We start from the raw sequence: 26947 nt of genomic DNA on the forward strand, positions 1-26947 counted from the left end.
TGTCTGAGGGCTTCACTCGCCTCGTATTTGCCCATTATTACGCTTCCTCCTGAGCATTGCGTCACATTTATTATAGGTATTCCTCTCTGTATAGTTGCCCTTAGTGCTTCTAAAAACCAGTCGTATGTAGGAGCATTACCAGAGCCATACGTTTCTAACACTACTCCTTTTAAGTGGGGTATATTGAAAAAGGCATTTAATAACTCAGAGGTAATACCTGGAAATATCTTAATAATAGCTACGTTCTGCTCAAATTCTTTCCACACTTCCAATTGGTCTTTAGCTTTTCCTTTTAGCAGATTGTCTTTCATTATTTTTAGATGTACCCCACTTTCTACTAATATTGGGTAGTTCATCGAAGTGAAAGCTTGAAAGTGCTCAGCATTTACCTTAGTAGTACGGTTGCCGCGATAGAGTTTGTATTCAAAATAAAGTCCAACCTCTTGTATTACCGACACACCATTTTCTTTTAGAGCTGCCAACTGTATAGAGGTGATAAGATTTTCTTTAGCATCTGTGCGCAAGTCGCCTATAGGGAGCTGCGAACCAGTAAATATCACAGGTTTAGCAAGCCCTTGCAGCATAAAACTCAATGCTGAAGCAGAGTAACTCATCGTATCACTGCCGTGTAGTACTACAAATCCATCATAATGCTGGTATTCTTTTTCTATCACTTCGGCTATGCTCACCCAATGCTGAGGGTTCATATCTGATGAGTCAATTACTTTTTCAAACGAATGTACTGAAATCTCACAATCTAAGTGCGAGAGTTCTGGTATCCTGCTATAAAGATTGTCAAACTCAAAGGCTCGTAGCACTCCCGTTTGGTAATCCTTTATCATACCGATAGTCCCTCCGGTGTAGATAAGCAGTACTTTTGAATTATTGGTTTCCATTGATTTTGTTCTTTACAGGATTGGCGTACATCTCTAAGAATTTTTCTTGAGATATATCGTCTGATTTGCTTCGGTTGTTCATCCGGCGTTCAAATTGTCTGTATTCTTTTTCGTTGTATTGTTCTTTGTACTGCTGGGTGTGGTGCAGTAGGTCGTAGGCTATATAGTTAGCCGGAAAAAGTTTGTACTGCTTATGTATAGCGGTATCTAAACATTCCGCCAAGGCTTGCAACTGCTTGTTGATATGCTGGTGCTCGGCTTCTATAGCATCTAACTCAGCCGATAGAGGTTTTCCTACCGATATATGTACGCGTCCTTTTTGCCCTATTAAACCTTGTAAGATATTTTCAAAATCTTCTTGAGGCGATTTTACGTATTCTTGTCCGTAGTGCTGAGCCATTAGGGCTGGTATTTTTAGCGCATCGGTAGGATCAAACTCGTATGAGATTGACATAGGCACTACATTTAGAGTTTTTAGATATTGCAAAGGCGATATATGGTCGGGAGCACTAAGTGTAAGCATTTTTAGTACGCCCTGCTGAGTGCGGTCATCACCATTTTTAGTACGCCCCTCTCGTTGGGCAAGCCATACATTTCGTTTCTCATCGCTAATACAGTGGTGTATGTATTCTGACACTAAGCGCGAATGCTCTAAGGCTTCTCGCGGAGGCAGACTACGGTAGATAATAATATTCCGATTGAGCATCGCTAATATTTTTAGATGCTTCTTTTTGATGAGATTATCGCCCATAGCCGAGGCTGTCATCGGTAGGCGATGGCGATCTAAAGCTACATTTAGCAGCGAGGTATCAAGAATAATATCGCGGTGGTTGGAAATAAATACGTATGCTTGCTCTGGGTTGAGTTGGTCAAATCCGTCGTATGTAAATTCCGAAATCGTCTTTTCCATAGCCTTCACCACCACTCTTAGCATAATATGCACCTGAAAGTCAGCTACTGTTTGGCAAGCCAATAGTTTAGCCGTACGCTCATCAGGTGAAAGTTCGGGGAAAGCATACGCCAACATAGCCTTAATTAGGTGATGATCCTTGATTTGGCTAAGGGCTTCTGGCACCTCATTATCGTAAAAAGGGCGTATGGACTTAAAATAATCGGTCATTTTAGCGTTCTTGTTTTTGCATAATGAAGAGCAAAGTTATAAAAAATATTAATTAACACCAACTTAAAGCTGAAATATTTTTGTAGCATTGGCATTGGTGATGCGTTCTATTTCGCTTTCTGGCAGGGTGTATATATCTGACAGTTTCTGCATAACTTGCACTATATAAGCACTTTCATTACGCTTCCCGCGATAAGGTACTGGTGCTAAATAAGGGCTATCAGTTTCTAAAACGAGGTGTTGTAAATCTATATTTTTTAAAAATTGGTCGAGCTTTCCGTTCTTAAAAGTTACTACCCCCCCTATTCCTAAATGCAGTCCGTAGCCTATCGCGCGGTGGGCTTGCTCCTCAGTGCCGGTAAAGCAGTGAAAGATACCAAAGAGGTCTTCTCCCTTCTCACTTTCCAACACCTCAAATACTTCCTCAAAAGCCTCTCGACAGTGAATGACAATAGGTAGTTTGTGTTTTTTAGCTAACTGTATCTGCCAAGCAAAAGCTTCTTGTTGCTCTTTGAGGAAAGTTTTATCCCAATAAAGGTCAATACCTATTTCGCCAATAGCACAAAAATGATGGGTAAGCATCAAGTTTTCTACGTGAGCAAGCTCCTCTTTATAATTCTCCTTTACATTACAAGGGTGTAGACCATTCATTAGGAACACATAGTCAGGATAATCATTTTTTAGGGCGAACATTCGGTCAGTATAAATGCTGTCTATAGCAGGAATAAAGCAATGCGTTACGCCTGCTGCTTTTGCTCGTGCTATCACCGCAGCACGATCATTATCAAACTCTTCTGAGTATAGGTGTGTATGAGTATCTATCATATTATAAAACTCTCAATTTGCTGTAAAATTAGTAGGGGCGAATTATCATTCGCCCCTTTTTATTATTACCAATTAGGATTTTGTTGCCAACGCCCATTTTCAAAGTCTATAAGTGTTTGAGGAATAGGCCATACCATTTTGTAATAACCTGCAGGCAGATTAAGCTCGGTAAGTTCGTTAGCAGGCGAAGTAACTAACAGGTTAAAAGTTAGGTTCTGAGGGGTACCTCTTTGCACTCCTACCCCCCAACGATTAAGGTCAAACAAGCGGAAACCTTCAAAACAAAGTTCACGATTACGCTCGTTCTGAATATCAGTAAAAAGAGCTGCTCCACTAGTGGCAATATCATTAGCTGTTGTAAGTCCGCGTGCGTGTCGCAATTCGTTTAAATAGTTTTTTGCCTTTGTTTCATTATTAGCTTTATAGGCTGCTTCGGCTGCTATAAGATATATTTCGGCTATGCGAAAAAGTACCGGTTTATGTCCGTAGTACAAAAAGAAATCATTCTCTAAGCTAAGATGCTCGCTGCGCGGATATTTATTTACTAAATAGGCTAACTTTTCTTCAGGACAAACATAAACATCATGTACAAAATCGTATTCTGGCATATCAGTAGCTAAATCTTCTTGCTTAATATATACAGACTTACGCCAATCAGCACTATCAAATAAATTAACAAAAGCCCCTGTAGGCACAACATTAGGTACTGCTAAATACTGACGATTACCCCCACACTCAGGCAGTGGAGGAAAAGAAGGAAAAGGGAAAACATTGTTTTTGTCTTCAAATAAATAAAGGTCGTTCTCACCTACAGGTCTTTCTAAGTTTCCACTACTACTGATACCTGCAAATAGCTGGGTAATAGTTTCTTTAGGATTATCCTCCTTCCAAATAGCCTCTAATTCACTTTGGCTATTAGCTAAGGGGTAGGTATGTGTATTTATAAGCTCTTCCGCTACTTGAAGAGCTTGTGCCCAATCAGTTTTGTACAATAACATACGTGCCTTGAGCGCTTTAGCTGCATCTACCGTAAAAGTATTAGCCCCTACCCTTCCTGCTTGGTTTGAGAGCAAGGATATAGCTTTATCTATATCATCTAATATAAACTTATAAGTAACAGCTAAACTACTGCGCGGAGGTGTTTGCTGGTAGTTACTATTTTCATCTACTAAAGGCAAGCCTAAATCAGTATGGGCAGTATTAGCATTATAAGGTTTGCAGAAATGAGTTGCCAAATAGCTGTAGCAATAAGCACGACTCAAATAAAGTTCGCCTCGTAGCGGTCTTATATCTTCCTGTTGTTCTTTATTAGAGGTACTTTCTATTGCTATATTAGTATTAGCAATAATATTATAATACGTATTCCAGATTCTTGCAATATTTAAATTTGATGAGTTGAGTTCTCCATAACGTTGAAAATCTCTGAGTACTGGCTTTCTAGACTGTACAGTAAGGTTCAGATAATCAGCTTGTAAATCGGTTAGGTACATCGTCTCTCCTTGTGTATTATCGCGAATAGTATTATATATACCGTTTAACCAATTGCGTACTTCTTTAGCATTATTAAAAGTATTGCCTGCCCTTGCGTTGTCGTAAGGTTCTTGATCTAAACTAAAGCAACTGTTTAATAATAAAGCTATTATTGATAATAAAAATATAATATTGTATTTCTTCATATTCTATTAAAATTTAAGTTCAACACCAAAGGTATATTGTCTGGTAGGAGGATATCCTCCTATAATACCTCTTGTATAGTCAGGGTCTACACCACTAAACTTGGTAAGGGTAAAGATATTTTGAGCTGAAACAGATAGTCTGATAGCTTTTACTATTTTCAGCTGGTCGATAGTTGTTTGTGGCAGGTTGTAGCTCAAGTTAATATTCTTCATTCGCAGATAGTCTGCTTTTTCGAGGATACGGCTATCTTTCCACATTAGCACATCACTATCCAAACGAGGTATTTCAGTATCATCACCTGGTTGTTTCCAATAGTTAAACAAATCTTTACTAATATTTTTAACACCAAAATAACCTGGATTTAGCAGCGTAGCCTTATCTTCGTTAACATTGTATTTACCTATTGAATAAGCAAAAGTTACACTTAACGAAAAATCTTTATAAGTAGCATCACAACCAAAACCTCCGTTGATAGGTGCATATCTTTTCTTGCCTGTACTTTGGGCTAAAGCAACTGGGTTATAAGTTTTAGTCACCTTGCTATCGTCCATTTGTGTTTCTAACTTATCATCACCTGCTTCATACCACTGGGCATCGCCATTATTGTCAATACCCTTAAAAATAGGCAATACCCATTCTGCTGCTTTCCCTACTTTATAGCCCATATAAGAGTCTCTGTTAAGCGCATAAGGCTTACCATAAGATATGTTAGTAATTTTCTGACTATTATAATTCATATTCAAGTAAGGGCGCACTGATATTCTCTTATCTCTATCGCGATAGGCAGTAGTAGCAAAAGAGAAGTCAATACCTCTGTTTTGCATATCGCCTATATTGTCAGGAATACGCGTATAGCCAAATATAGAATTAAGCTCGCGTGTAGAAAGTGTGTTATAGGTATGACGGTCGTAATATTCTATGTTAAACGAGGTATTGCCTGCTGCTAACACAAAATTCACTCCAAAGGTACTTTTGCGTTGCTCTTCCCACACTAAATTAGGATTACCTAATACTTGTGCTAATCTGAAACTCAATTGCCCATTATAGGTAACGCTGTTATCAGCTTCAGCAAGTATCATATTTCTATAATCACCGATACGAGCACTACCCGCTATACCTGTACTGAAACGGAAATTGAGGTCTGTTAGCCAATCTACTTTTTGCAAAAACTTCTCTTCTTTAGCTTTCCACATAGCCCCTACAGCCCAAAAGTTTTGATAACGGTGATTTTTTATAAAGGCTGAAGAACCATCGCGTCTGGCTGAAAGGTCTAAGAAATAACGATTGTTATAAGAGTACTCTAAACGAGAGAAAAATGAGTTGAAAGTACTTACACTCTTGTTGTCTCTTACATTCTTTTCCTGATTACCGTGAGCGAGCATCATTAGAGCTTCGGAAGGCTGCCCTTGAGATGATGCTGAAAAACCATAGCCTGTATTTTCTATTGATTCTTGCCCCAATAAAACATCAAAAAGATGTTTCTGTGTAAGGTCGAATTTATATTGCAAAAGGTTCGTATAGGTTTTCTGAATAGATTTCTGCATATCTCTTTCTACGCGCCCAACAGCTTGTGAAGCTCCCGTTTTGTAGTTGATAAACGAAGGCATAGGTCCCTTTATTTCACCTTCACTAATGGTATATTGTATACCAGCTTGTGTTTTTAGGGTTAAATTTTTAATAGGCTCTAAGGTTAGATAGCCTATAGGCATAATATCATCTACAAAGCCTTTGTTTAAATAGTTTTTAGCTATGTAGTCGGGGTGATAAAAACCGTTACGCGCCCCGTTAATAGCATTTATAAAATCTTTTGTTTTACCATTTTTATCCGTAGGACTATAGAAAGGTAAAGCTAATATTTCAGCTTCAGACTCAAAAGGGTTAGTATATATATCATTATCGCTATGTGAATAAGAAAATGATAAGCCCCCTTTTAGCCAATCGGCTACTTGAGTGTCTACATTTAACGAAGCATTATATCTGTTAAACTTAGAACTTTTGCGCATTCCCTCTTGGTTTAGATAGCCTAATGACACATAATAAGTAGTATGTTCATTACCTCCTGAAGCTGCTATATCAGTACGAGAGGTAGGTACGAAATCGCGTAAGAATACCTTATCCCAACGAGTATTATAGGGGTAATCTGCCAATATACGGTTAGCTACTGCAGCGGGGTCAGTTTCGGTATAACCAAGTCGGTTACCTGCTGCTACTATTTCGTTAGGCGATTTAAGCAACCAAAAGTCCATATACTCGCGAGGAGTAGCTAATTTATCTAAATATTTACGCGTTACGTTAGTAAGGGCTGTTACCCCTAATTGGTGATTGATAGTAATATTAGTACGCTCATTGCGTTTGCCTCGTTTAGTAGTGATAAGTATAACCCCATTGGCTGCACGCGCCCCATAAATAGAGGTTGAAGCTGCATCTTTTAGTATAGTTACGCTCTCAAAATCTGCAGGATTAAGTATCGTCATTACATTGCTATCCACAGGCACCCCATCTACTATATAAAGAGGGCTATTAGCCTTAAGTTGTTGATCTTTACTTTCTAACATAGAGGCAAAAGAGTTGAAACCGTGAATAAGTACTGATGATGCACTACCTGGAGTACCCGAATCAGTAGTTACCACCATACCCGCTACCTTACCTTGCAAAGCATCCATGACATTACCTCCTGGTATATCAGCTATTTCTTTGCCTTGTACTGTGGCTACTGATGCTACCGTACGGCTAGCGACTTTCTTGCCGCTATAGCCCATTACTACGGTACCCTCTAACTCTTGTACATCTTCTACCATAGTAACATTAAGCACTTTAGAATTAGCGGTTACTTTCTTTTCTACTGATTTCATTCCGAGGAAAGAAAACAACAATACATCGCCTACCTTAGTGTGTAGTGTGTAATGCCCGTCTAAATCAGTAGAAGCACCGCGCTGAGTACCTTTGATGAGTACGAAAACGCCCAATAAGGGTTCGCCCTTGTCATCTTTTACAACCCCTGATACTTCGAGGTTTTGGGCGAAAAGATTGCCTATTGAGACAAATAAAAAGCATAAAACAATTGTAAATTTTAACTTCATAGATATTAGTAAATGTATCTGACAAATTAAGCGGCAAAGTTTTCTAAAAAAAACTGAAATATGCAAATTTTTTATTGATTAATTGCTAACAAGGAATTTACTAATTATCAGAATTTTGCTATTTCAAAAAAAAGTATTACCTTTGCCCGCAGAAATCCTCAGTACAGACTTGTGAGGATTTTTTTATTTTTTTAATCAAAACACAAGTAAGAAAAATGGAAAAAGTATCATATTACACCGCTGAAGGAATGAAAAAGCTACGCGATGAGCTTAATCAGTTGAAAGATGTAGAACGCCCTCGCGCTTCGCAAGCAATAGCGGAAGCTCGCGATAAAGGTGACCTATCAGAAAATGCTGAGTACGATGCTGCTAAAGAAGCCCAAGGTCTGTTGGAAATGAAAATAGCTAAACTTGAAAAGCTTGTAGCTAATGCTCGTATCATAGACGAATCGCAGTTAGATGTAAGTAAAGTGTTAGTACTCTCTACCGTTAAACTTAAAAACTTGGCTAACAATATGCAACTTACTTACACCCTCGTGGCTGAAAGCGAAGCTGACCTTAAGGCTGGCAAAATATCAGTAAGTTCACCTATCGGTAAAGGTCTGTTAGGAAAATCAGTAGGCGAAATAGCCGAGATAAAAGTACCTAACGGCACCCTAAAAATGGAAGTACTAGAAATAACCAGATAATAACAACTAAATAACTAACTAATATGAGCGTATTTACCAAAATAATCAACGGGGAGATACCTTGCTATAAGGTAGCTGAAGACGATGAATTTATCGCTTTCTTTGACATTAACCCTAATGCTAAAGGGCATACCCTATGTGTGCCTAAGCAGGAAATCAGCTATATCTTTGATATGGACGATGACCACTATTTGCGCCTAATGACTTTTTCTAAACGGGTAGCTAAAGCCCTTGAGAAAGTAGTACCCTGTGAGCGCATAGGAGTAGCTGTAGTAGGCTTAGAAGTACCCCACGTACACGTACATCTTATCCCTATCAGCGAAATGAAGGAAATGACCTTCCAACACAAAGTAAAACTTACTGATGAAGAGTTTAGAGAACTCTCTGAGAAAGTGCGCAAAGCATTATAGCTTACTGCCTAAGCTGAATACAAAAAAGGCTATCAACAATTAAATTAGTTGTTGATAGCCTTTTTTGTTTGTACTACTATTAACTACAATAAAGAGTCTAATGCATCGGTGTAGGTCTTTTTAGGAGCTACTCCTACTTGTCTGCCTACTACCTCACCATCTTTGAATACTAATACAGTAGGGATATTGCGGATACCATACTTACCTGCGAAGTCTTGATTGTTATCTACATCTAACTTACCTACTACTACTTTACCTTCGTATTCTTTAGCAATCTCTTCTATTACAGGGCCTAACATACGGCAAGGTCCGCACCATACTGCCCAAAAATCTACTAATACTGGTTGGCTGCTTTTTAGTACCAACTCTTCAAAATTTCCATCTGTTATTTCTAATGCCATCTTTAAAATATGTTTTGTGTTTTATTTAAATTCTGAGTGCAAAATTACAAATTTTAATTGTATTTCGCCTATAAAAACGATAGTTTTTTGTTATACTGCTATAAACAACAGGGGTTTGACACAAGATATATATTTAACAATCAACATCTTATAATAAAACATCCCCCTATACACATACTCCGCTGCGCCAGCTCGCGGACTTCCTTCAAAGGGGAATTAGGAAGTTACAACTTTACATTAAACTGATATTAAATACTCTATCGCTGTACTTCTGCTAAGAAGTTCTTAAATTCTTCTTTTTCTGACAAGAAAGTGAAACTATCTAACAACAAATAGTAGTTCTGAGGGTCTACCACACGGCTGTATGCCTCTTTAGCTAAAGCGAGTTTGTTATCGCCGAATGCTAATGGTTTCACTAATTGGGCTACTTGTTCTGTTGAGAGCATCAGCATATTTTTCTGTGCACGGAAAAACGATAGCTTATCATCATCAAAAGATTGTTTTTTATACATTTTGGCAAACTTATCGAACTCGCTTACAGGCATTGGGGGCATCGGTTGATAGCCTCCGTGCGGATAAGCAGGTGCTTGCCCATAAGCGCGATTCCACACATCATTCCACTGACTGCCGTGATAAGACGGCTGGTTGTTAGACAGGTTTATCTCGTCTAAAAGGTAAAGCCCTTGTCGAGAGAAAAAGTCCATCACCATACGGGTATTGTCGCGAGGATTGATAGTTACACGATAAATAAGGTTGCGCCCTTGCCAGATGCTCAACGGTTGAGATACTGCTGCAAGGTCGAAAAAGCGATACATACCATTGGCATTGGTAATCTCTTGTTCGCCTATGCTCACTGTATAACGACCACGCTCAGGGATACGTATAAACACTTCGGCATACCCTCGGTTATAGTCGTAATCCCAATCGATGTTTACTGATATGCCGCCACGCCCTATCACACTACGGGCTTGTCGCTGCTGTTGATATTCATTTTGGAGCAAGCGTCCGGCAGCTCCTACCTCTTGCGACCACGCCGCTGAGGATAATGCGCCTAATAATATAAGAAGTGCTTTTTTCATCGTAATAAATTCTTATTTTATGAATACCTATCTAAATCTGTGCCAAAGTCGATTTGTCAATTTGTCAATTTGTCAATTTGTCAATTTGCCAATTGTCAATTGGTTAATTACTTCTTTTTCTTTTTAGGTTCTTTTTCGGCTAATAGGGCAAGGGCTTGCTCTTTAGTAAAGGTTTCTATGTTAGTGTCTTTGCCTAACTCTACTTTGGTTTTGCCTTTAATGAGGGTAAAACGCCCCCAACGGGCTTTCTCGATGCGTATCTCGCCTTCGTCCCACTGTTTTACTACCTTTTCTGACTCTTTTTGGAGCTTGCTCTCTATCAGTTCGGCTACCTCTTCCGCCGTTAAACGGTCGAAATTGTACTTCTTAGTGACATTGATGTACATATTGTTCCACTTGATAAATGGTCCAAAACGTCCCACCCCTTTGATAACTTCCATTCCGTCGTAAGTGGCAATAGGTGCATCGGCTTTTTTCTTTTCGTTGACAAGCTCTTGGGCGCGCTCAAAAGTTACGCTAAACACATCTTCGCCTTTAGCAAGCGATATAAAAGCATCACCATAATGTACATAAGGTCCGAATTTGCCTACATTCACCTCGACATTCTTGCCGTCTATAGTACCCAGTTGGCGGGGCAATTCGAAGAGTTTGAGTGCTTCTTCAAAAGTGATTGTCTCGATAGACATACCACTTAGCAGACTGGCATAAATAGGTTTTTCGGCATCATCGGGATTACCAATTTGCGCCATCGCTCCGTATCTGCCTAAACGCACGCTTAAAGGGCGCCCGCTCTTAGGGTCGGTACCCAATACGCGCTCGCCAGTCTCGCGGCCTGTGTTTTTCTCTACATTTTCGACAATAGGGTGAAAACGAGAGTAAAAATCAGCGAGCATCTCCGTCCAGTTTTCAGCCCCTTCGGCTATCTGGTCGAAGCTATTTTCTACTTGAGCCGTGAAATTGTAGTTCATCACCGTTTCAAAGTGCGATACTAAGAAATCATTTACTACACTTCCTATATCAGTAGGAATGAGTTTCCCCTTGTCAGCCCCTACTTTCTCGCTAAGGGTTTGCGCCTTTATGATGCCTTTCTGCAAGATAAGTTGCTCGTAATAACGCACTTCGCCCTCTAAGGCACTGCGCTCTACATAGCCTCGGTTTTGTATGGTAGAAATGGTAGGCGCATAAGTAGATGGCCTACCGATACCTAATTCTTCTAACTTCTTAACTAATGACGCCTCGGTATAACGCGGTTGAGGACGGCTAAAACGTTGGGTAGCGGTAATATTACGGTCGGTTAGCGGCTCGCCTTTCTTAAGGTTAGGCAGCATTCCTTCTTGCTCTTCGTCTTCGTCATCGCTACTTTCTAAATATACTTTGAGAAATCCGTCGAATTGTATCATCTCGCCGGTAGCCACAAACTGCTCAGCGTGCTTGTCGGCTGCTATCTTAACGGTAGTGCGCTCTAACTGAGCATCAGCCATTTGCGAGGCGAGGGTACGCTTCCAAATCAGTTCGTACAGCTTGTTCTGGTCAGGCTCGGCAGCTATGGTAGGGCGACTCATATCGGTAGGGCGAATGGCTTCGTGCGCCTCTTGCGCCCCTTTGCTTTTGGTAGCGAAATTGCGCATCTGGCTGTAGCTCTCGCCAAAGAGTTGCAAAATAGCGTTTTTGGCAGTGTTTAGGGCTTCGGATGATAGGTTTACGCTATCGGTACGCATATAGGTAATGAACCCTGACTCGTACAAGCGTTGGGCTACGGTCATCGTTTTGCTAACCGAGAAATGCAGTTTGCGCGCTGCCTCTTGCTGTAAGGTAGATGTAGTGAAAGGAGGGGCAGGCGATTTTTTGGCAGGCTTCTTTTCGAGTGAAGCTACCTTGAACTGTGCGCCTACATTTTGTTGAAGGAAAGCTTCGGCTTCGGCTTGACTATCAAAGGTTTTGGGTAGCGAGGCTTTGACTACTTTTCCTTCAGAAGTGATAAATTCGGCTGTGATTTTATAAGTAGAATGACTTTTGAAGTCTTGAATTTCGCGTTCGCGCTCTACTATCAAACGCACTGCTACTGACTGTACGCGCCCTGCTGAGAGTCCGCTTTTTATCTTTTTCCACAGTACAGGCGATAGTTCATAGCCCACTAAGCGGTCTAAGACACGGCGTGCTTGTTGGGCGTTTACTAAGTTATAATCTATACCGCGCGGATGCTTGATAGCGTGCTCGATAGCAGACTTAGTAATGGAGTTGAAAACGATGCGTTTGGTGTTTTCAGTCTTAAGCTTGAGTGTTTCAGACAAGTGCCACGCAATGGCTTCCCCTTCGCGGTCTTCATCGGATGCTAACCATACCGTTTCGGCAGCAGAGGTTAGTGTTTTGAGGTCTTTTACTAACTTTTTCTTGTCGTTAGAAATGAGGTAGTGGGGTTTAAAACCGTGCTCGATGTCTACCCCCAGCTCGTTAGAGGGCAGGTCGGCTATATGCCCATAACTCGACACTACTTTGTAGTCCTTACCTAAGAACTTTTCAATGGTTTTAGCCTTAGCAGGCGACTCTACAATCACTACATTCTTAGCCATACGCTTGTCTTTTTAGTAAATTACGGCGGCAAAGATACTAAGATAATTATAAATGACAAAAAGTTGTTTCGCACTTCGCTTATTTTTCGCTTATTGTTCGTCACATACTCGGCTGCGCCAGCTCGCCGACTTTCCTTCGCTCATCGTTCGCTCATTGTTCGCTTAACCTTCGCTCATCCTATATCGTTTGTATAGGGTGGCGATAAAAAGAAATAATCAATATTTATTCATTGTTGTTTGATAAATATTTTTTACCTTTGCGGCTATTATCACACAATAATACTTATGAAATATTTAACATTCTTCTTTTTACTCTTTTTATCTGCCTCTGGCTATACGCAAATCACCTTACGGGGGAAGGTTGTAGATGAAAATCGGACTCCTATAATGGGGGTAAACGTTTTCTTGCAGGGCACTATAGAAGGGACAAGTAGTGATGAAGAAGGACGCTTTCAATTCGTTACTCAACAAAAAGGGAATGTGGTGCTGATGTGTAAATACTTAGGTATGAACGATGCGACCCTCTCGCTGACTCTGCAGACTACCCCGCCTGACTTGCTTATCACGATGACAGAAAAAGAATCTGCTTTGGACGAGGTAGTGCTGACAGGAGGTGCCTTTAGCGTAGATGACCGCAAGCGCGCTGTAGTGCTCAACACTATGGATGTGAGTACGACCCCTGGAGGGAATGACGATATTATCAGTACGCTTATCACTCTGCCTGGTACGCAGCAGGTAGGCGAAAGTGGTTTGCTATTCGTGCGTGGAGGGAGCAGCGAGGAAAGCAAGGTGACCATTGATGGGCTTGATATACTAAATCCTTTTTATGCAGGGGTGCCGGAGGTGGCACAGCGCAACCGGTTTTCGCCGCATATTTTCAAAGGGATTATCTTTAACACTGGTGGCTATTCGGCTCAATACGGCAACGCACTGTCGTCAGTGCTATCGTTAGAGACCAACGACCACCCCAGCAAACCCTCGACAGTGATAGCCCTATTGCCGTACGGTGCGCAAGTAGGTCACGACTTTTTGAGTAAAACAGAAACACGTTCGGGTGGTTTTGACGTGGGGTATTTCAATTTTAAGCCTTATCACCAAATAGTAAAACAGTCAGTAGAATGGCTGAAAGCCCCTGAGAGTATGCTACTTTCGGGTACTTTTAGGCAAAATACTTCGGGTAATGGCTTTCTGAAATGGTATGGTTATGGCAATATAATGCGGCAGGCTATCAATCAGCTAAGCGTAGAAGTGCCTGGTAGCAAACAGCCATATGAGTCTAAGAATGCTAATGCTGTTTCGATATTGACTTATACACGCGACATTGCAAGCGACTGGAAGCTGTACACGGGCTACGGGCTGAACTACAACCGTGATAAAATAACCAATGGACTGCTATACAGCGATAATTACGCTCTGCAGCACCAATTTAGGGCAATGGCCTCGGGCGCTCTGACTAACAATATCAATGCTGAAGTGGGTATGGAAGGTTTTGCCTACCAAAGTAGCTACGGGAACGACTATAATACGGCTCTTTGGGCAAATGCCACCATAGGACTCACGAAAAAACTGATGCTGCAAACGGGCTTGCGCACTGAATACGACCAACAGCTCAATAAAGCTGTGCTATTGCCCCGTGCTTCAATAGCCTACAAAAGCGGCAAGTACCACCAGCTGAACCTTTCGATAGGTGAGTACAGCCAACGACCTATGGAGAGTTATTTAGCTTATTATCAGCACTTAACCTTTAGCAAAGCTACTCACTACATCGCTAACTTTCAGTACAATAGAGACCGACGTGTATTTCGGATAGAAGGATACCACAAGCCTTATAGTTACTTATTGGCTTATCGCACCCCTACCCTACCTAACAGCACCGGCAAGGGGTATGCGAGTGGAATAGATGTGTTCTGGCGCGATGCTAAGACTGTGAAAGGCTTAGAATACTGGTTGTCATACAGTTATCTAAATACCGAGCGACAGTTTTTGCACTATCCTGTAGCCGCACGCCCTACCTTTGCCACGCCTCATACGGGCAATGTGGTGTTGAAGTACTTTTTTGAAGAATTGGGGCTATTTGTAGGAGGGTCGTACTCGGTGAGCAGCGGTCGCCCATATGAAAATCCTAATAACCCTGTTTTCTTATCGGACATCACACCTGTACAACAAAATGTGAATGCTAACATCGCCCTTTTGCGCAAAGGAAAAGGAGTGTTTCACACTATGGTATTTTCGGTAAACAACTTGACTGGAGAAACTCCTATTTTTAACTATCGGTACTCGCGCGATGGTAGCTACCGACTGCCGGTAACCCTACCCTATAAACGCTCGTATATGCTTGGTTGGTTTATCAGTATAGGCAAAGATAGAAGCGATGAAATACTGAACCAATTGCCCTAAAACTGTTAATTTATTGTTAAACTTCGACAGAAATATACATTGTATAAGAAAAATACACTACATTTGCACCCAGCAATGATTTCTTAACACAAACATCTTGAACAACACTATGAACAAAAGGTACCTTTTTTTAGTCCTTATTTTTATCTTAAGTACATTTTTGTATTTTAGCAATGCCCAAACAGGGTTGAGCAAAGAGAGACAGTTAGCCCTAAAAAAGGCAGAATTGAACATCAAAGAGCTGTACAATGAACTAAATGCAGCCCAATATGCCCTTAGCTTTACGGCTTTTCGGTATGCATATATTGGGTATCAGACAATGAAGAAACAGCACCGCTTAAACAATAAAGAGCTGTTTTCTATTATTGACTTCACTAAAGATTGTAACAGCAAACGTTTTTACACTATCGACTTAGAGAAGATGAAGATAGTGTATTACACGTATGTGGCACACGGCAAGAAGAGTGGCGAACGTATGGCTACTTCTTTTTCTGACGCGGTAGAGTCTAACAAGAGTAGTATAGGGTTTTATATCACTGGCAACACTTATAACGGAGGAAATGGCTATAGCCTTATACTTCACGGTGATGAAAAGGGGTATAACAGCAACTTGGCTAAACGCTCGGTAGTAGTACACGCAGCTGACTATGCTAATGAAGATTACATAGCGAGCAACGGGCGTATGGGAAGAAGTTTGGGTTGCCCTGCACTACCTGAAAACATCTACAAACAAGTAATTGAAACCATCAAAGAAAAAACGATGATTTTCGCTTACTACAATGATGCTAAGTATTTAAAAACATCTAAATACTTGAATGTATTGAAGCTAATAGAAGACGAACCAGTAGAGTCTGTATTCTAATCTAAAATACTTATTGATTACTATTCCTAAACAAAAAGAGCTGTCTTACATAATAAGACAGCTCTTTTTTTGATTTATTTAATTAGTTAATCTGCTTAATCTTCTTCTAATTGAAATACTTCTTGTAGCCAACTGATACTCTCTTCTAAAGAAGAGGTATCTTTGAGATGATTAACAAACTGTGTAGTAATCTTCTGTATAATACGGTTAGCCAACATTTCGGCTTGTTGCTCGTTGAAGTTATCTATCTTCTTGCGATGGAAGTCTAACTCTGCTTCTTTGAGTGCCTCTAACTTAGCTTTTAGAGCCTTAATTGTAGGTGCAAACTTTCTATTATCAAGCCAATGTAAGAACTCTTCTTTTACCTCCTCAATAATCTGCAAAGCCTGAGGAATAGCTTCTTTGCGGCGCTCTAAAGCCTCATCTTTACGTTTAGAAAGTTCGTCCATATGAATAAGCGTAACGTTAGGAAGCGTTTTCACTTGTTCATCTACATTTTTAGGAATTGACAAATCTAATATAAGAATAGGTCTATCAGTAGGAATGGACTCTTTGTACACTGTAGGAACACTTGCACCTGTTGCTACCACTAACACATCAGTTTGGGCTATTTCAGCAGATAAGTCAGCAAAATCTTTTACTATCACATTGAACTTGCCTGCTACTTGTTCTGCTTTCTCGCGTGTGCGATTGATAAGAGTAATATGTTTATTTTGTGTGTGTTTGATGAGGTTTTCGCAGGTATTTCTACCTATCTTGCCTACCCCAAAGAGAAGAATATTCTTTTGCGATACTTCTGCTACATTCTGCATAATATACTGCACTGCAGTAAAAGACACCGAAGCTGCCCCTGAAGAGAGGACTGTCTCATTCTTAATACGCTTACTAGCATTAATCACGCTGTTCATTAAACGCTCTAAGAAAGCATTAGCGAGCCCTTTATCGCGAGATAGTGCAAAGGCTTGCTTTATCTGCCCTATAATCTCAAAATCACCTAATATCTGACTATTTAAACCTGTACCTACCTCAAAAAGATGTTGTACAGCCTCTTTACCTTTATTAACATATCCTACCTTCTGAAAATCGTCTACAGAGCCCTTAGAGTACTCACACAATAGCTGAATAAGCTGAAAAGGATGGTCAGCATAGCCATAGAGTTCCGTACGATTACAAGTAGAGATAACCAGCAACTCCTCAAAGCCTTCACTGCGGGCTTGTGTAAGCAGTGCCTCTTTGTTTTCGGGGGTAAGACTAAACATTCCGCGCATAGTAGCATCAGCTTTTAGGTAGCTAAGCCCTATACAATAAAAGTTCTTATTTTTAGATATAGTGGGTGTCATAATCTCTTTAGTGATTGAAATACGAATAGTTATGTTTGTGACTGCAAAAATAATAAGTTCGCAACAAATAACATAGGATGCTGCGAACTTTTATTGAGGAAACTAAAAATATGTAAACAATCTAAATAATTAATCAAATAACCCTAATTAATTATCTCTTAAAAGAGGTAAGGTAGAGCACCTAAGCAAGCCCTCTTGTTTTGAGATTTCGCTATAAGGTATTTCTTCTACCGTAAAACCTTGCGCTCTAAGCCACGCATTAAGGCGCGTAAAATGCTTTTCTGAAACTACTACCTCCGGACTGATAGAAAAAACATTACTATTCATCTCATACATCTCTTCACGTTCTATGTGAAAGAGGTTTTCAGCACCAAAGATATCTACTAAATACTGATAATCAGCTTCTGAACGAAAGCCTCCCTTGTAGATAATAGCCTTATCTTTGCCTACTGGCTGAAAACAACAGTCTAAGTGCAAGGCATTATCGCGCGCCTCTGTCTTCGATTTTACAAGGTCAAATTCTTTTACTTTCTTATGAGGGAAGAGCTTTTGAATAAATGCTACCCCTGCCATATTAGTGCGTGCCGTAACCTGCTCCTTATAATCATCACCTTTATAAGTACCTATAAAAATATGCTCATTCCAAGGCATCACATCACCACCCTCTATATGTACCTCTTCGGGGGGAGTAACCACCTTATCTGGGTTCATCTGTTTTACTATGTATTCAATTGCCTGAAATTCAGCTTGTCTATCAGGCAAGATATTCGCTTTGATAAACACATCATCAATCACGAAGCCAATATCGCGGGTAAAGATTTGATTGCAATCTCTGATAATTTCAGGACGATAGACCTGCACGCCATACTTTTGCAGTACCGCTGCGAAAGCGTCCATCTCGGCTACCATATCCTTTTCTATAGGGTAAGTACCCGCCTTGATATGCTCAGCCGATTTAGGGTCGTAAGCCTCCTCTAAAGTTGGAGTTGCTCCGTTGCTAACCGCTGTACCAAGAATCACAGCCTTTAGCCTATCCGTTTCATTTGTAACTCGTAATTTCAGCATATTCTAATAATTATCTCTAATCTTCGAGGCCAACCATTCGCCAGTAAACTCATCTATATGGTCAAAAGTCTCGTTTACTAAAGCCTCTTGCTTCCCATCTTCGCTCCACAAACCTCCTTTGAAGTGCACTTGCTCACCGTCAAACTCAGCATACGCCCCTATAGGAGCCGTACATCCCCCTTCTAAAGCGCGTAAGAAAGCGCGTTCTACTTGTGTTTCTATATACGTTTTCCCATCGTGTATCTTCAGCAATATACCTTGCAAGTCTACATTATCCTCGTGTGCCAATACCATAATAGCCCCTTGCGCAGGAGCAGGCAACATCCAGTCGAGCACAAGGTAGTCCTCTGGCAACTTATCTATGCGCTCCAAGCCTGCCGCAGCAAAGATTGCTCCATCCCAAGGATTATCAGCTAACTTTTGCAGACGAGTATTCACATTGCCCCGTAAGTTCTCAATAGTGTGATGAGGGTAACGGTGCAACCATTGGGCTTTACGGCGCAAACTACTCGTAGCTATAGTTGCCACTCGGCTGTCTAAGTCCGACACATCGCCTTTGTAGACCAATATATCGTGCGGATTACCACGCTCAAGCACTGCCCCTACCGCTATGCCGTCGGGCAACAGAGTAGGTACATCTTTCATACTGTGTACGGCTATGTCAATTTCACCTTTTAGCAAGGCTATATCTAAGGCTTTAGTAAAAATACCGGTAACCCCCATTTCGTAGAGAGGGGTAGTGAGTTCAAGGTCTCCTTCCGATTTAATACCCACTATTTCAGTAGGATAGCCTAATAATTCTAATTGATATTGCACTGTTTCTGCCTGCCAAAGAGCCAATTGGCTATCGCGAGTGCCTATGCGTATGGGTTTCATATATGTTTATCTTGCCAATTATTAATTGACTAATATAGTATATTTAGGGTCAATATTAGTACGAGGGTCAAACACAAAGTCTATGTAAGTAGCTTCATCTTTCTTACCTTTTACCTCTTGTTTTATCCTTCCTACCTCTACTTGTTGTTTGTTGAGCACCTTTATTACTACAGTTTTCTGAAAATCTTTCTCAAAAATGAAGTAAATAGAGAGTTTATTATCGTTACCCTCGTCAGTGCTGCTAATAGTGTGCGCACCAAGTTTTACACCAGCATTAGCCAATTCTTCTGAAAGCTGTAGTGCCATACTGCCCGATTTGTCAATCCCCTCGCCTACTCCATCACCGAAAGAGCGTGCTGATCCACCTACTATCTCACCCGCTTTAGTAGCCGCTTTGTTAGCAGCCTCTTCACTAATTTCGCTCACTTTCTTAACAGTATCTTTAGCTTGGTCAACAAAGAAACTGCACGATGCCAAGAGCATAGCGGTTGTTATCAAAAAAAGTCCTCTTTTCATACGTTTATTTATTTATTTTGTTATTATTCTTTAAATTGTTAATCGACAAATCGACAAATCGACAAATCGCCAAATTGGCTAATTAACTACGCATCTATCTTAGCGTATTTAGCGTTTTTCTCGATAAACTCACGGCGTGGAGGCACCTCATCACCCATTAACATCGAGAACACACGGTCTGCTTCCGAAGCATTATCAATAGTAACCTTGCGCAAAGTACGGTGAGCAGGGTCCATAGTAGTATCCCACAGCTGGTGGTCGTTCATCTCACCCAAACCTTTATAACGCTGAATAGTCACATTGCCCATTTCTGCTGAAAGCGCATCGCGTTGTTTATCGCTCCACGCATACTCTTGGCGCTTGCTAGTCTTGCTCTTCACCAAGTAAAGCGGTGGCGTAGCAATATATACGTGCTCGTTTTCTATCAGTTCGCGCATATAGCGGAAGAAGAACGTAAGTATTAGCGTAGTAATGTGCGAACCATCTACGTCGGCATCACACATAATAATCACTTTGTGATAACGCAGCTTACTAAGGTTCAGAGCTTTAGCATCTTCTTCAGTACCCACACTTACCCCCAAAGCAGTATAAATATTCTTTATCTCATCGCTATCAAACACCTTGTGCTGCATCGCTTTTTCTACGTTCAATATCTTACCACGTAAGGGCAGAATAGCCTGTATATCCTTATTGCGACCTTGCTTAGCCGTACCCCCCGCAGAGTCCCCCTCTACAAGGAAGAGCTCACACTTCTTAGGGTCTTCTTCCGAACAGTCAGCCAATTTCCCTGGCAAGCCGCCGCCACTCATCACACTCTTACGCTGTACCATCTCACGAGCCTTACGGGCTGCCTGACGAGCTTGCGCAGCAAGTATCACTTTCTCTACTATCGTCTTAGCATCATTAGGATTCTCTTCTAAGTAATCCTCAAGCATCTGACCAACGGCTTGCGATACTGCCGAAGTCACCTCACGGTTACCTAATTTAGTCTTCGTTTGCCCCTCAAACTGAGGTTCAGCCACTTTTACCGAGATAACCGCAGTAAGCCCCTCACGGAAGTCATCACCCTCTATTTCTACAGGATTTTTCTTATCCTTGCTCATTTTTTCGAGCAATCCCGACTTATCAGCGTACGCTTTAAGGGTACGAGTAAGCCCCATACGGAAGCCCTGCAAATGGGTACCCCCTTCTGAGGTGTTAATATTATTAACGTAAGAATGCAAGTTTTCAGTATACGAATCGTTGTAAGTCATCGCAACCTCTACCGGTATACCGTTTTTCTCACCTTCCATAGCAATCACGCCCCCAATGATAGGAATACGGTTGCCATCAAGATATTTCACAAACTCAGTAAGTCCTTTTTCAGAATGAAATTTCTCGTGTATATAGTTACCTTTTTCGTCTTTATTTCTTAGGTCAGTAAGTGTAACGGTGATACCCTTGTTCAAATAAGCCAACTCGCGAATACGTGCCGCAAGAGTATCGTATTTAAACTCAGTAGTTTGCTCAAAAATAGTATCATCAGGCAAGAAAGTAACCTTAGTACCGCGCTTATCAGTGTCGCCTAATTGCTTCACAGGGTAGAGAGCCACCCCGCGCTCATACTCTTGTTGCCATATCTTACCATCGCGATATACGGTAGCAGTCAAGTGATTAGAGAGGGCATTCACGCACGATACCCCTACCCCGTGCAAACCACCAGACACTTTATAAGAGCCTTTGTCGAACTTACCACCGGCACCAATTTTGGTCATTACCACTTGCAGTGCCGAAACGCCTTCTTTCTTGTGAATATCCACAGGGATACCACGCCCGTTATCCTCTACGGTGATAGAATTATCCTCGTTAATAGTAACAGCTATCATATCGCAATAGCCTGCCAGCGCCTCGTCTATCGAGTTGTCAAGCACTTCATACACAAGGTGATGCAAACCGCGTACGCCCACGTCGCCTATATACATAGAGGGGCGCATACGCACGTGCTCCATACCTTCGAGAGATTGGATATTATCAGCTGAATAGTCAGCGGTATTTTGTTCGTTATATACTTCTTCTGCCATTTTTTTATTTAGGTAAGTTTATAAGTAATCAAATCAAGGGCACAAAGATACAAATAATTTATCAATTAGCAAAATTTAGATTTTAGAGGATTGAGAAAATGAACAAAAATCATTTTATTAAATAGGGCACTTCTATTTTTGTACCGTCTACACGAATTTCATTAATAACAGCATACTTTCCACATTCTCCATCCTCCATATAACCATCTACTTCTATTTTATAAGTTTTAGTAGCATTTTGTAGGTAGAGTGTTTCTGTCTTTCCGGTATAAACATCATTATCAAACCAAAGTTGAGTTCCTATTTTCAAATATTCCTTTCCCTCTTGAGTTCTATTAAACCCAAACATTATTCCATACGATTCTTTTACACCGTTCTTTTGTTTGTATAAGCTGATATTAGCTTTATCAACCTCACCTGCTTGATTAACAAATTCTTTATGCACTTCTGATGCTTTGTTGATAGATATTGTAAATTGAGGCGGTGGAATCTGACAATCTACTTTTTTATCGCAATATGTTAATGTTACTAACATCATTGCTAAAAGAAAAAATTTTCTCATAAGGCATTTTTTTATTTGGATTACACCGCAAAGATATAAAAATTTTCGATAATTTTCCAAACAAAAATAAGAGAAATTTGGAGAAAATTTTTCTCTCTACACCTACCCTTTACGTTGGATATAGGAAGGATACAGGAAGAGCGAAGAATCAGCGAAAAATTAGCGAAGTATAAACATCTAATAACCGCCCCAAACACAGAAAAACATACTACTCCCACTCGTCCCACTTGTCCCACCTGTCTCACCAGTCCCACCTGTCCCAGCCTTCCCAATCCTCCCAGCCTTCCCAATCCTCCCAGCCTTCCCAATCCTCCCAGCCTTCTCACCTGTCCCACCTGTCCCACCCGTCTCACCCATCCCACCCGTCTCACAATCGCCGGTGCGGCTCGCACTCCCAGCCCTCCCAATCCTCCCAGCCCTCTCATTCCTCAATTTAGAACCAATATAAATTCAAAAGGTTTTTAACTTTTTATTTGGGTGTTTTCACAATAGTTTATAACTTTGTGCCATATTATAATCACTAATTTTTAATTTACTCAACGTATGGAAACAGAAATTTTAGCACGTATTCAGTTCGCACTTACGATTGCTTTCCATTACATTTATCCCCCTTTGAGCATCGGTCTCGGACTGCTGATGGTCATTTTCAAAGGCATTTACCTACGCACCGGAAAGGTAGAGTACAACACCTTAGCCCGCTTCTGGACGCGCATCTTCTCTCTTACCTTCGGTATTGGGGTGGCTACAGGTATCGTAATGGAATTTGAATTTGGTACCAACTGGGCAACCTATTCTCGCTATGTGGGCGACATTTTTGGTAGTGCCTTAGCTGCCGAAGGCGTTTTCGCTTTCGCTCTCGAAAGTACCTGCTTAGGTATCGTACTCTTTGGCTGGAACAAAATCAAACCCGTATGGCACTTCTTGGCTACCCTTGGGGTATTTTTGGGCTCTATGTGTTCAGCCGTATGGATTGTTATTGCCAACAGCTGGCAACAAACTCCTGCGGGTTATGTAGTCGCAGGCGAAGGTATGCAAGCTAAAGCCGTTATCACCGACTTCTGGGCAATGGTGTTCAACCCTTCAAGCGTAGACCGTATTTGGCACGTATGGCAAGGGGCTTTCTTGGCGGGTATCTTCCTAGTACTCAGCGTACACGCTTGGTATCTACTCAAAGGCCGACACGTCGAAATCTCTAAAAAAGCCTTCAAAGTAACTCTTATTGTAGGTACTATTTTTTCATTGCTACAGTTAGCTTCTGGTCACAGTTCTGCTGAAGGCGTAGCTAAAAATCAACCTGAAAAATTAGCAGCTATGGAAGGTCATTTCCGCACCGAGCCTGCTGACCTTTACCTTTTTGGTTGGGTAGATAAGAAAAACGAAGTAACTCACGGGGTAAAAATACCTAACGGACTAACCTATATGCTCCATTACGACACAGAAACCCCTGTGATAGGGCTCGACCAATACCCTATGGAAGATCGTCCTGGTCAGGTGAATGCCGTATTCCAATTCTATCATATAATGGTGGCTATTGGTATGTTCCTCATTGCGCTAACCGTCTTTGCCTCTTTCTTGCTATGGCGCGGCAAGTTGTACGACAAACGCTGGCTCCTACGCATATTTGTATGGGCAGTAATCTTGCCACAAATAGGCAACCAAGTAGGTTGGTTTGCTGCCGAAATGGGTCGCCAACCTTGGATTGTGTATAAACTTTTGCGCACCAGCGACGCGCTCTCTAAAGCGGTAACAGCGCATCAGATACTCTTTGCTATCATTCTCTTCACGATAGTATACACCATCCTTTTCATCTTATTCATTTACTTATTAAAGAAAAAGATTGTTCACGGCATCGATGAGCACGAAGAACAAGCTACAATAACTGCATAAATTATACTGATATGGAAACATTTTTAGGCATCGACTACCCTACGTGGTGGTTTATCATAGTAGGCTTTTTAATTACAGGCTATGCCATTTTAGATGGCTTTGATTTCGGAGCTGGTGCTTGGCATCTATTTTTAGATAAAAAAGAAGAACGTCGTGTAGCACTAAACGCCATCGGCCCTGTGTGGGACGGTAACGAGGCGTGGTTAGTAATCGGTGGAGCTTCTATTTTCGCCGGATTTCCGCTGATGTACGCATCGCTCTTTTCGGCTATGAATACCCCTTTTATGCTCTTTCTTACCTTTATCATCTTTAGAGCTGTCTCTATAGAATTCCGCGGAAAAGAAGACAGCCAAAGATGGCGCGATAATTGGGATTTAGTCTACAGCATCTGTAGTATTGTACTCCCACTCTTATTAGGGGTAGTAATAGGTAACCTGCTACAAGGACTTCCTTTAGACAACGATTTTGAATACACAGGTGGTGCCCTCTTCACGTTCCTAACACCTTACGCCCTATTGGTAGGACTGATGACAGTTTTGCTTATGGCGGTACACGGTGGACTTTACTTATTGCTAAAAACACACGGCAGCCTACACGAACGCATTGCCCGCCGCATCAACAAGGCATATGTAGGCTTTTTAGTGTTATTCGTAGCGGTAGCGGTTTACAGCTTGCTTACGCCACATTTAGCGGCTAATACAGCACAGAGTCCTGCACTCATCGTTATTGCCGTACTTTTACTGATTAGCATTTTGAGCATCGCTATTTTCATCAAAAAAGGCGATTACAAAAAATCTTTTGTAGGCACTATCCTCACAATAGTATTCTTTATGTTGATAGTAGCGCTACAGTTACACCCTGTTTTCTTGCGCAACACCGAGATTATAGGTCACGATATAACTGTATACAATGCAGCTGCGAGCACCAAATCATTAGAGATTATGCTTACAATAGCAGCTATCGGAGCGCCTTTACTACTTATCTACACTTATTTTGCTTACAAAGTATTCTGGGGCAAAGTAGCGATTGATGAACACAGTTACTAATTCTAATGTGAATTCTAAAGTTGATAAAAAACCGAGTCCTAACCAAAAGGGCTCGGTTTTTGCATATGGTTAATTGAAATTTATTTTGTACTTTTGCAAAAATTATAAAAACAAAAAAGTTATGCCTATCACATTTACCATAACAAACAATAGCAAGGAAGCCTTAGCTTTTGCTGCTTATGCAAAAACACTCGATTTTGTAAAGACAGAAGAAATAGAAGAGGAAGTTGATGAGTATGGCATCCCTATAGCCCATCGCGATTTTATAATGAGTTTATCACGCGACATAAAAAAGAAGGGGGCTAAGCGCTACTTCAAAAGAATGGCAGAAAGAGAAGCTGAAGAAACTGATTTACTTCAAAAAATAGGATAGCTATGATAGTAATTACAGACACCAATATATTCTTTAGCGCGTTACTTTCGCCCAAAGGGCCTATTGCTGAAATACTAAATGAAAGACGAAAAATTCAATTTTTAGTCCCTGACTATTTGCTTGCTGAAATAGATGAACACCTAAAAAGATTGTCTGTATATTTAAATAAAACACCTAAGGAAGTCAAAAAAGAGTTTAATATATTATTAGAGGGTATGAAAATCCTTTCAATGGAGGATATTTCACTCGAAAATAACAGAAAAGCAGCAACAATAGCTGCTGAAATAGACAAAGATGATACTCCTTTTATTGCTTTTCATTTGCAATTTAAGCATAAAATCTGGACAGGAGATAAAGAACTTATCAGAGGACTTGAGAATAAAGGTTATAACATTTGTATTACTACTGAAGAGCTAAGACATTACACATACAAAAAAAGTGAACCATAGAGCCCTCCCTCTTCTAAAAACTTTTTTAAGCAAATATTTTGGTGAGTAAAAAAAATAGTTGTATCTTTGCCGCCGATTTAAAACATAATTTAAAAACAGTAAGCTATGTATGCAATTGTAGAGATAGCAGGGCAACAATTCAAAGTAAGCAAAGACCAAAAGGTATATGTACACCGCTTGGCTAACGAAGAAGGTGCAAACGTAAGTTTCGACCGCGTTCTTCTAATAGACAATAACGGAGCTATAACCGTTGGCGCCCCAGCTATAAACGGAGCTTCAGTTGAAGCAAAAGTTTTGAAACACGTGAAAGGAGACAAAGTAATCGTGTTTAAAAAGAAAAGACGTAAAGGTTACAAAGTGAAAAACGGTCACCGCCAACTTTTCACTCAAATAGTAATCGAAAACATCGTTGCAAAATAATTGTTAAACTTAAAAATGTAAGAAAATGGCTCACAAGAAAGGTGTCGGTAGTTCAAAGAACGGTAGAGAATCACACTCTAAACGCTTAGGCGTTAAAATTTATGGAGGACAAGTAGCTATCGCAGGCAACATCATCGTTCGTCAGCGTGGTACTCAGCACAATGCCGGAGAAAATGTGTATATCGGTAAAGACCATACCCTACACGCTAAAATTGACGGTATCGTGAAGTTTGAAAAGAAAAAGAATGACAAATCATTCGTTTCTGTTATTCCATTCCAAGCATAAGAATGACTAAATTATTAATAGTTAGCAACTAATTATTGATAATACCATATAAATAGGCAGA

Annotated in this window: 23 protein-coding genes and 1 pseudogene; 10 read left to right on the top strand and 14 right to left on the bottom strand. The window is 40.7% G+C overall.

Features of this window, described 5'->3' with window-relative positions:
- From HMPREF9074_RS01870 to HMPREF9074_RS01890, 5 genes are all read right to left on the bottom strand, one after another.
- Positions 1 to 896: asparaginase (locus HMPREF9074_RS01870; protein ID WP_034539522.1), on the bottom strand; the 896-nt coding region annotated here is incomplete at its 3' end.
- On the bottom strand, positions 883 to 2016 hold the full coding sequence (locus tag HMPREF9074_RS01875) for a 1-acyl-sn-glycerol-3-phosphate acyltransferase (RefSeq protein ID WP_009388745.1): 1134 nt from the start codon (positions 2014 to 2016) through the stop codon (positions 883 to 885). The genes HMPREF9074_RS01875 and HMPREF9074_RS01870, both read right to left, overlap by 14 nt.
- Positions 2017 to 2079: 63 nt before the next feature.
- Entirely contained in the window at positions 2080 to 2841 is a 762-nt protein-coding gene (locus HMPREF9074_RS01880; protein WP_009388746.1) for a TatD family hydrolase, read from the bottom strand.
- 65 nt (positions 2842 to 2906) lie between these two features.
- Positions 2907 to 4517, bottom strand: coding sequence for a RagB/SusD family nutrient uptake outer membrane protein (locus HMPREF9074_RS01885; protein ID WP_009388747.1), 1611 nt, complete (start codon positions 4515 to 4517; stop codon positions 2907 to 2909).
- 6 nt (positions 4518 to 4523) lie between these two features.
- A complete protein-coding gene (locus HMPREF9074_RS01890) occupies positions 4524 to 7598 on the bottom strand; it encodes a SusC/RagA family TonB-linked outer membrane protein (protein ID WP_009388748.1) in 3075 nt (1024 codons plus the stop codon).
- A 215-nt stretch (positions 7599 to 7813) separates the two neighbouring features.
- Between HMPREF9074_RS01890 and greA the strand changes: the two genes are divergently transcribed.
- On the top strand, positions 7814 to 8287 hold the full coding sequence (gene greA / locus HMPREF9074_RS01895) for a transcription elongation factor GreA (RefSeq protein WP_009388749.1): 474 nt from the start codon (positions 7814 to 7816) through the stop codon (positions 8285 to 8287).
- A gap of 23 nt (positions 8288 to 8310) precedes the next feature.
- Complete coding sequence (locus HMPREF9074_RS01900; protein WP_009388750.1) at positions 8311 to 8697, top strand: HIT family protein; 387 nt, start codon at positions 8311 to 8313, stop codon at positions 8695 to 8697.
- A gap of 83 nt (positions 8698 to 8780) precedes the next feature.
- Here HMPREF9074_RS01900 and trxA read toward each other — a convergent pair whose 3' ends face one another.
- The 3 genes from trxA to topA form a co-directional block, all read right to left on the bottom strand.
- Positions 8781 to 9098, bottom strand: a complete 318-nt coding sequence (gene trxA, locus HMPREF9074_RS01905; RefSeq protein WP_009388751.1) for a thioredoxin — start codon at positions 9096 to 9098, stop codon at positions 8781 to 8783.
- 257 nt (positions 9099 to 9355) lie between these two features.
- Positions 9356 to 10177 carry a DUF4476 domain-containing protein gene (locus HMPREF9074_RS01910; protein ID WP_009388752.1) on the bottom strand — a complete coding sequence of 274 codons (822 nt, stop codon included), beginning with the start codon at positions 10175 to 10177 and terminating at the stop codon, positions 9356 to 9358.
- 107 nt (positions 10178 to 10284) lie between these two features.
- On the bottom strand, positions 10285 to 12747 hold the full coding sequence (gene topA / locus HMPREF9074_RS01915; protein ID WP_009388753.1) for a type I DNA topoisomerase: 2463 nt from the start codon (positions 12745 to 12747) through the stop codon (positions 10285 to 10287).
- Between the two features lie 285 nt (positions 12748 to 13032).
- Between topA and HMPREF9074_RS01920 the strand changes: the two genes are divergently transcribed.
- Complete coding sequence (locus HMPREF9074_RS01920; protein WP_009388755.1) at positions 13033 to 15144, top strand: TonB-dependent receptor; 2112 nt, start codon at positions 13033 to 13035, stop codon at positions 15142 to 15144.
- A gap of 109 nt (positions 15145 to 15253) precedes the next feature.
- Complete coding sequence (locus HMPREF9074_RS01925; protein ID WP_009388757.1) at positions 15254 to 16006, top strand: murein L,D-transpeptidase catalytic domain family protein; 753 nt, start codon at positions 15254 to 15256, stop codon at positions 16004 to 16006.
- A 95-nt stretch (positions 16007 to 16101) separates the two neighbouring features.
- Here the strand turns inward: HMPREF9074_RS01925 and hemA are convergent, their stop codons facing one another.
- The 6 genes from hemA to HMPREF9074_RS01955 form a co-directional block, all read right to left on the bottom strand.
- Positions 16102 to 17349, bottom strand: coding sequence for a glutamyl-tRNA reductase (gene hemA, locus HMPREF9074_RS01930; protein WP_196774077.1), 1248 nt, complete (start codon positions 17347 to 17349; stop codon positions 16102 to 16104).
- 144 nt (positions 17350 to 17493) lie between these two features.
- Positions 17494 to 18411, bottom strand: a complete 918-nt coding sequence (locus HMPREF9074_RS12270; RefSeq protein ID WP_009388761.1) for a dimethylarginine dimethylaminohydrolase family protein — start codon at positions 18409 to 18411, stop codon at positions 17494 to 17496.
- Positions 18412 to 18414: 3 nt separating this feature from the next.
- Positions 18415 to 19287: a hydroxymethylbilane synthase gene (gene hemC, locus HMPREF9074_RS12275; RefSeq protein ID WP_009388763.1), complete on the bottom strand. Its 873-nt coding sequence runs from the start codon at positions 19285 to 19287 to the stop codon at positions 18415 to 18417.
- A gap of 21 nt (positions 19288 to 19308) precedes the next feature.
- Positions 19309 to 19803, bottom strand: a complete 495-nt coding sequence (locus HMPREF9074_RS01945) for a hypothetical protein (protein ID WP_009388764.1) — start codon at positions 19801 to 19803, stop codon at positions 19309 to 19311.
- A gap of 86 nt (positions 19804 to 19889) precedes the next feature.
- Positions 19890 to 21863, bottom strand: a complete 1974-nt coding sequence (gyrB, locus tag HMPREF9074_RS01950) for a DNA topoisomerase (ATP-hydrolyzing) subunit B (protein ID WP_009388765.1) — start codon at positions 21861 to 21863, stop codon at positions 19890 to 19892.
- Positions 21864 to 21972: 109 nt separating this feature from the next.
- A complete protein-coding gene (locus HMPREF9074_RS01955; RefSeq protein ID WP_009388766.1) occupies positions 21973 to 22425 on the bottom strand; it encodes a hypothetical protein in 453 nt (150 codons plus the stop codon).
- A 543-nt stretch (positions 22426 to 22968) separates the two neighbouring features.
- Between HMPREF9074_RS01955 and HMPREF9074_RS01965 the strand changes: the two genes are divergently transcribed.
- The 6 genes and pseudogenes from HMPREF9074_RS01965 (at position 22969) to rpmA (ending at position 26886) form a co-directional block, all read left to right on the top strand.
- Complete coding sequence (locus HMPREF9074_RS01965; RefSeq protein ID WP_009388768.1) at positions 22969 to 24312, top strand: cytochrome ubiquinol oxidase subunit I; 1344 nt, start codon at positions 22969 to 22971, stop codon at positions 24310 to 24312.
- Positions 24313 to 24323: 11 nt separating this feature from the next.
- A complete protein-coding gene (cydB, locus tag HMPREF9074_RS01970) occupies positions 24324 to 25358 on the top strand; it encodes a cytochrome d ubiquinol oxidase subunit II (RefSeq protein WP_009388770.1) in 1035 nt (344 codons plus the stop codon).
- Positions 25359 to 25479: 121 nt separating this feature from the next.
- Positions 25480 to 25731: a hypothetical protein gene (locus tag HMPREF9074_RS01975; RefSeq protein WP_034539540.1), complete on the top strand. Its 252-nt coding sequence runs from the start codon at positions 25480 to 25482 to the stop codon at positions 25729 to 25731.
- A 2-nt stretch (positions 25732 to 25733) separates the two neighbouring features.
- Entirely contained in the window at positions 25734 to 26180 is a 447-nt protein-coding gene (locus tag HMPREF9074_RS01980) for a PIN domain-containing protein (protein ID WP_009388774.1), read from the top strand.
- Positions 26181 to 26285: 105 nt separating this feature from the next.
- Positions 26286 to 26594, top strand: a pseudogene (gene rplU, locus HMPREF9074_RS01985) (50S ribosomal protein L21); the annotation flags it as partial.
- Between the two features lie 31 nt (positions 26595 to 26625).
- Entirely contained in the window at positions 26626 to 26886 is a 261-nt protein-coding gene (gene rpmA, locus HMPREF9074_RS01990; protein WP_009388778.1) for a 50S ribosomal protein L27, read from the top strand.
- The last annotated feature ends 61 nt before the right edge of the window (positions 26887 to 26947 follow it).

Origin of the sequence: Capnocytophaga sp. oral taxon 329 str. F0087 (genome assembly GCF_000213295.2) — a bacterium.
Taxonomy (GTDB): domain Bacteria; phylum Bacteroidota; class Bacteroidia; order Flavobacteriales; family Flavobacteriaceae; genus Capnocytophaga; species Capnocytophaga leadbetteri_A.

What these genes read in the sequence shown, in the direction of transcription:
- HMPREF9074_RS01900 (WP_009388750.1), top strand. Translation starts at nt 8,311, where the DNA reads ATGAGCGTATTTACCAAAATAATCAACGGGGAGATACCTTGCTATAAG.
- cydB (WP_009388770.1), top strand. Translation starts at nt 24,324, where the DNA reads ATGGAAACATTTTTAGGCATCGACTACCCTACGTGGTGGTTTATCATA.
- HMPREF9074_RS01945 (WP_009388764.1), bottom strand. Translation starts at nt 19,803, where the DNA reads ATGAAAAGAGGACTTTTTTTGATAACAACCGCTATGCTCTTGGCATCG.
- HMPREF9074_RS01910 (WP_009388752.1), bottom strand. Translation starts at nt 10,177, where the DNA reads ATGAAAAAAGCACTTCTTATATTATTAGGCGCATTATCCTCAGCGGCG.
- greA (WP_009388749.1), top strand. Translation starts at nt 7,814, where the DNA reads ATGGAAAAAGTATCATATTACACCGCTGAAGGAATGAAAAAGCTACGC.
- hemC (WP_009388763.1), bottom strand. Translation starts at nt 19,287, where the DNA reads ATGAAACCCATACGCATAGGCACTCGCGATAGCCAATTGGCTCTTTGG.
- trxA (WP_009388751.1), bottom strand. Translation starts at nt 9,098, where the DNA reads ATGGCATTAGAAATAACAGATGGAAATTTTGAAGAGTTGGTACTAAAA.
- HMPREF9074_RS01875 (WP_009388745.1), bottom strand. Translation starts at nt 2,016, where the DNA reads ATGACCGATTATTTTAAGTCCATACGCCCTTTTTACGATAATGAGGTG.
- HMPREF9074_RS01880 (WP_009388746.1), bottom strand. Translation starts at nt 2,841, where the DNA reads ATGATAGATACTCATACACACCTATACTCAGAAGAGTTTGATAATGAT.
- rpmA (WP_009388778.1), top strand. Translation starts at nt 26,626, where the DNA reads ATGGCTCACAAGAAAGGTGTCGGTAGTTCAAAGAACGGTAGAGAATCA.
- HMPREF9074_RS01925 (WP_009388757.1), top strand. Translation starts at nt 15,254, where the DNA reads ATGAACAAAAGGTACCTTTTTTTAGTCCTTATTTTTATCTTAAGTACA.
- HMPREF9074_RS01955 (WP_009388766.1), bottom strand. Translation starts at nt 22,425, where the DNA reads ATGAGAAAATTTTTTCTTTTAGCAATGATGTTAGTAACATTAACATAT.
- HMPREF9074_RS01975 (WP_034539540.1), top strand. Translation starts at nt 25,480, where the DNA reads ATGCCTATCACATTTACCATAACAAACAATAGCAAGGAAGCCTTAGCT.
- HMPREF9074_RS01920 (WP_009388755.1), top strand. Translation starts at nt 13,033, where the DNA reads ATGAAATATTTAACATTCTTCTTTTTACTCTTTTTATCTGCCTCTGGC.
- HMPREF9074_RS01965 (WP_009388768.1), top strand. Translation starts at nt 22,969, where the DNA reads ATGGAAACAGAAATTTTAGCACGTATTCAGTTCGCACTTACGATTGCT.
- HMPREF9074_RS12270 (WP_009388761.1), bottom strand. Translation starts at nt 18,411, where the DNA reads ATGCTGAAATTACGAGTTACAAATGAAACGGATAGGCTAAAGGCTGTG.
- HMPREF9074_RS01980 (WP_009388774.1), top strand. Translation starts at nt 25,734, where the DNA reads ATGATAGTAATTACAGACACCAATATATTCTTTAGCGCGTTACTTTCG.
- HMPREF9074_RS01890 (WP_009388748.1), bottom strand. Translation starts at nt 7,598, where the DNA reads ATGAAGTTAAAATTTACAATTGTTTTATGCTTTTTATTTGTCTCAATA.
- HMPREF9074_RS01885 (WP_009388747.1), bottom strand. Translation starts at nt 4,517, where the DNA reads ATGAAGAAATACAATATTATATTTTTATTATCAATAATAGCTTTATTA.
- gyrB (WP_009388765.1), bottom strand. Translation starts at nt 21,863, where the DNA reads ATGGCAGAAGAAGTATATAACGAACAAAATACCGCTGACTATTCAGCT.
- topA (WP_009388753.1), bottom strand. Translation starts at nt 12,747, where the DNA reads ATGGCTAAGAATGTAGTGATTGTAGAGTCGCCTGCTAAGGCTAAAACC.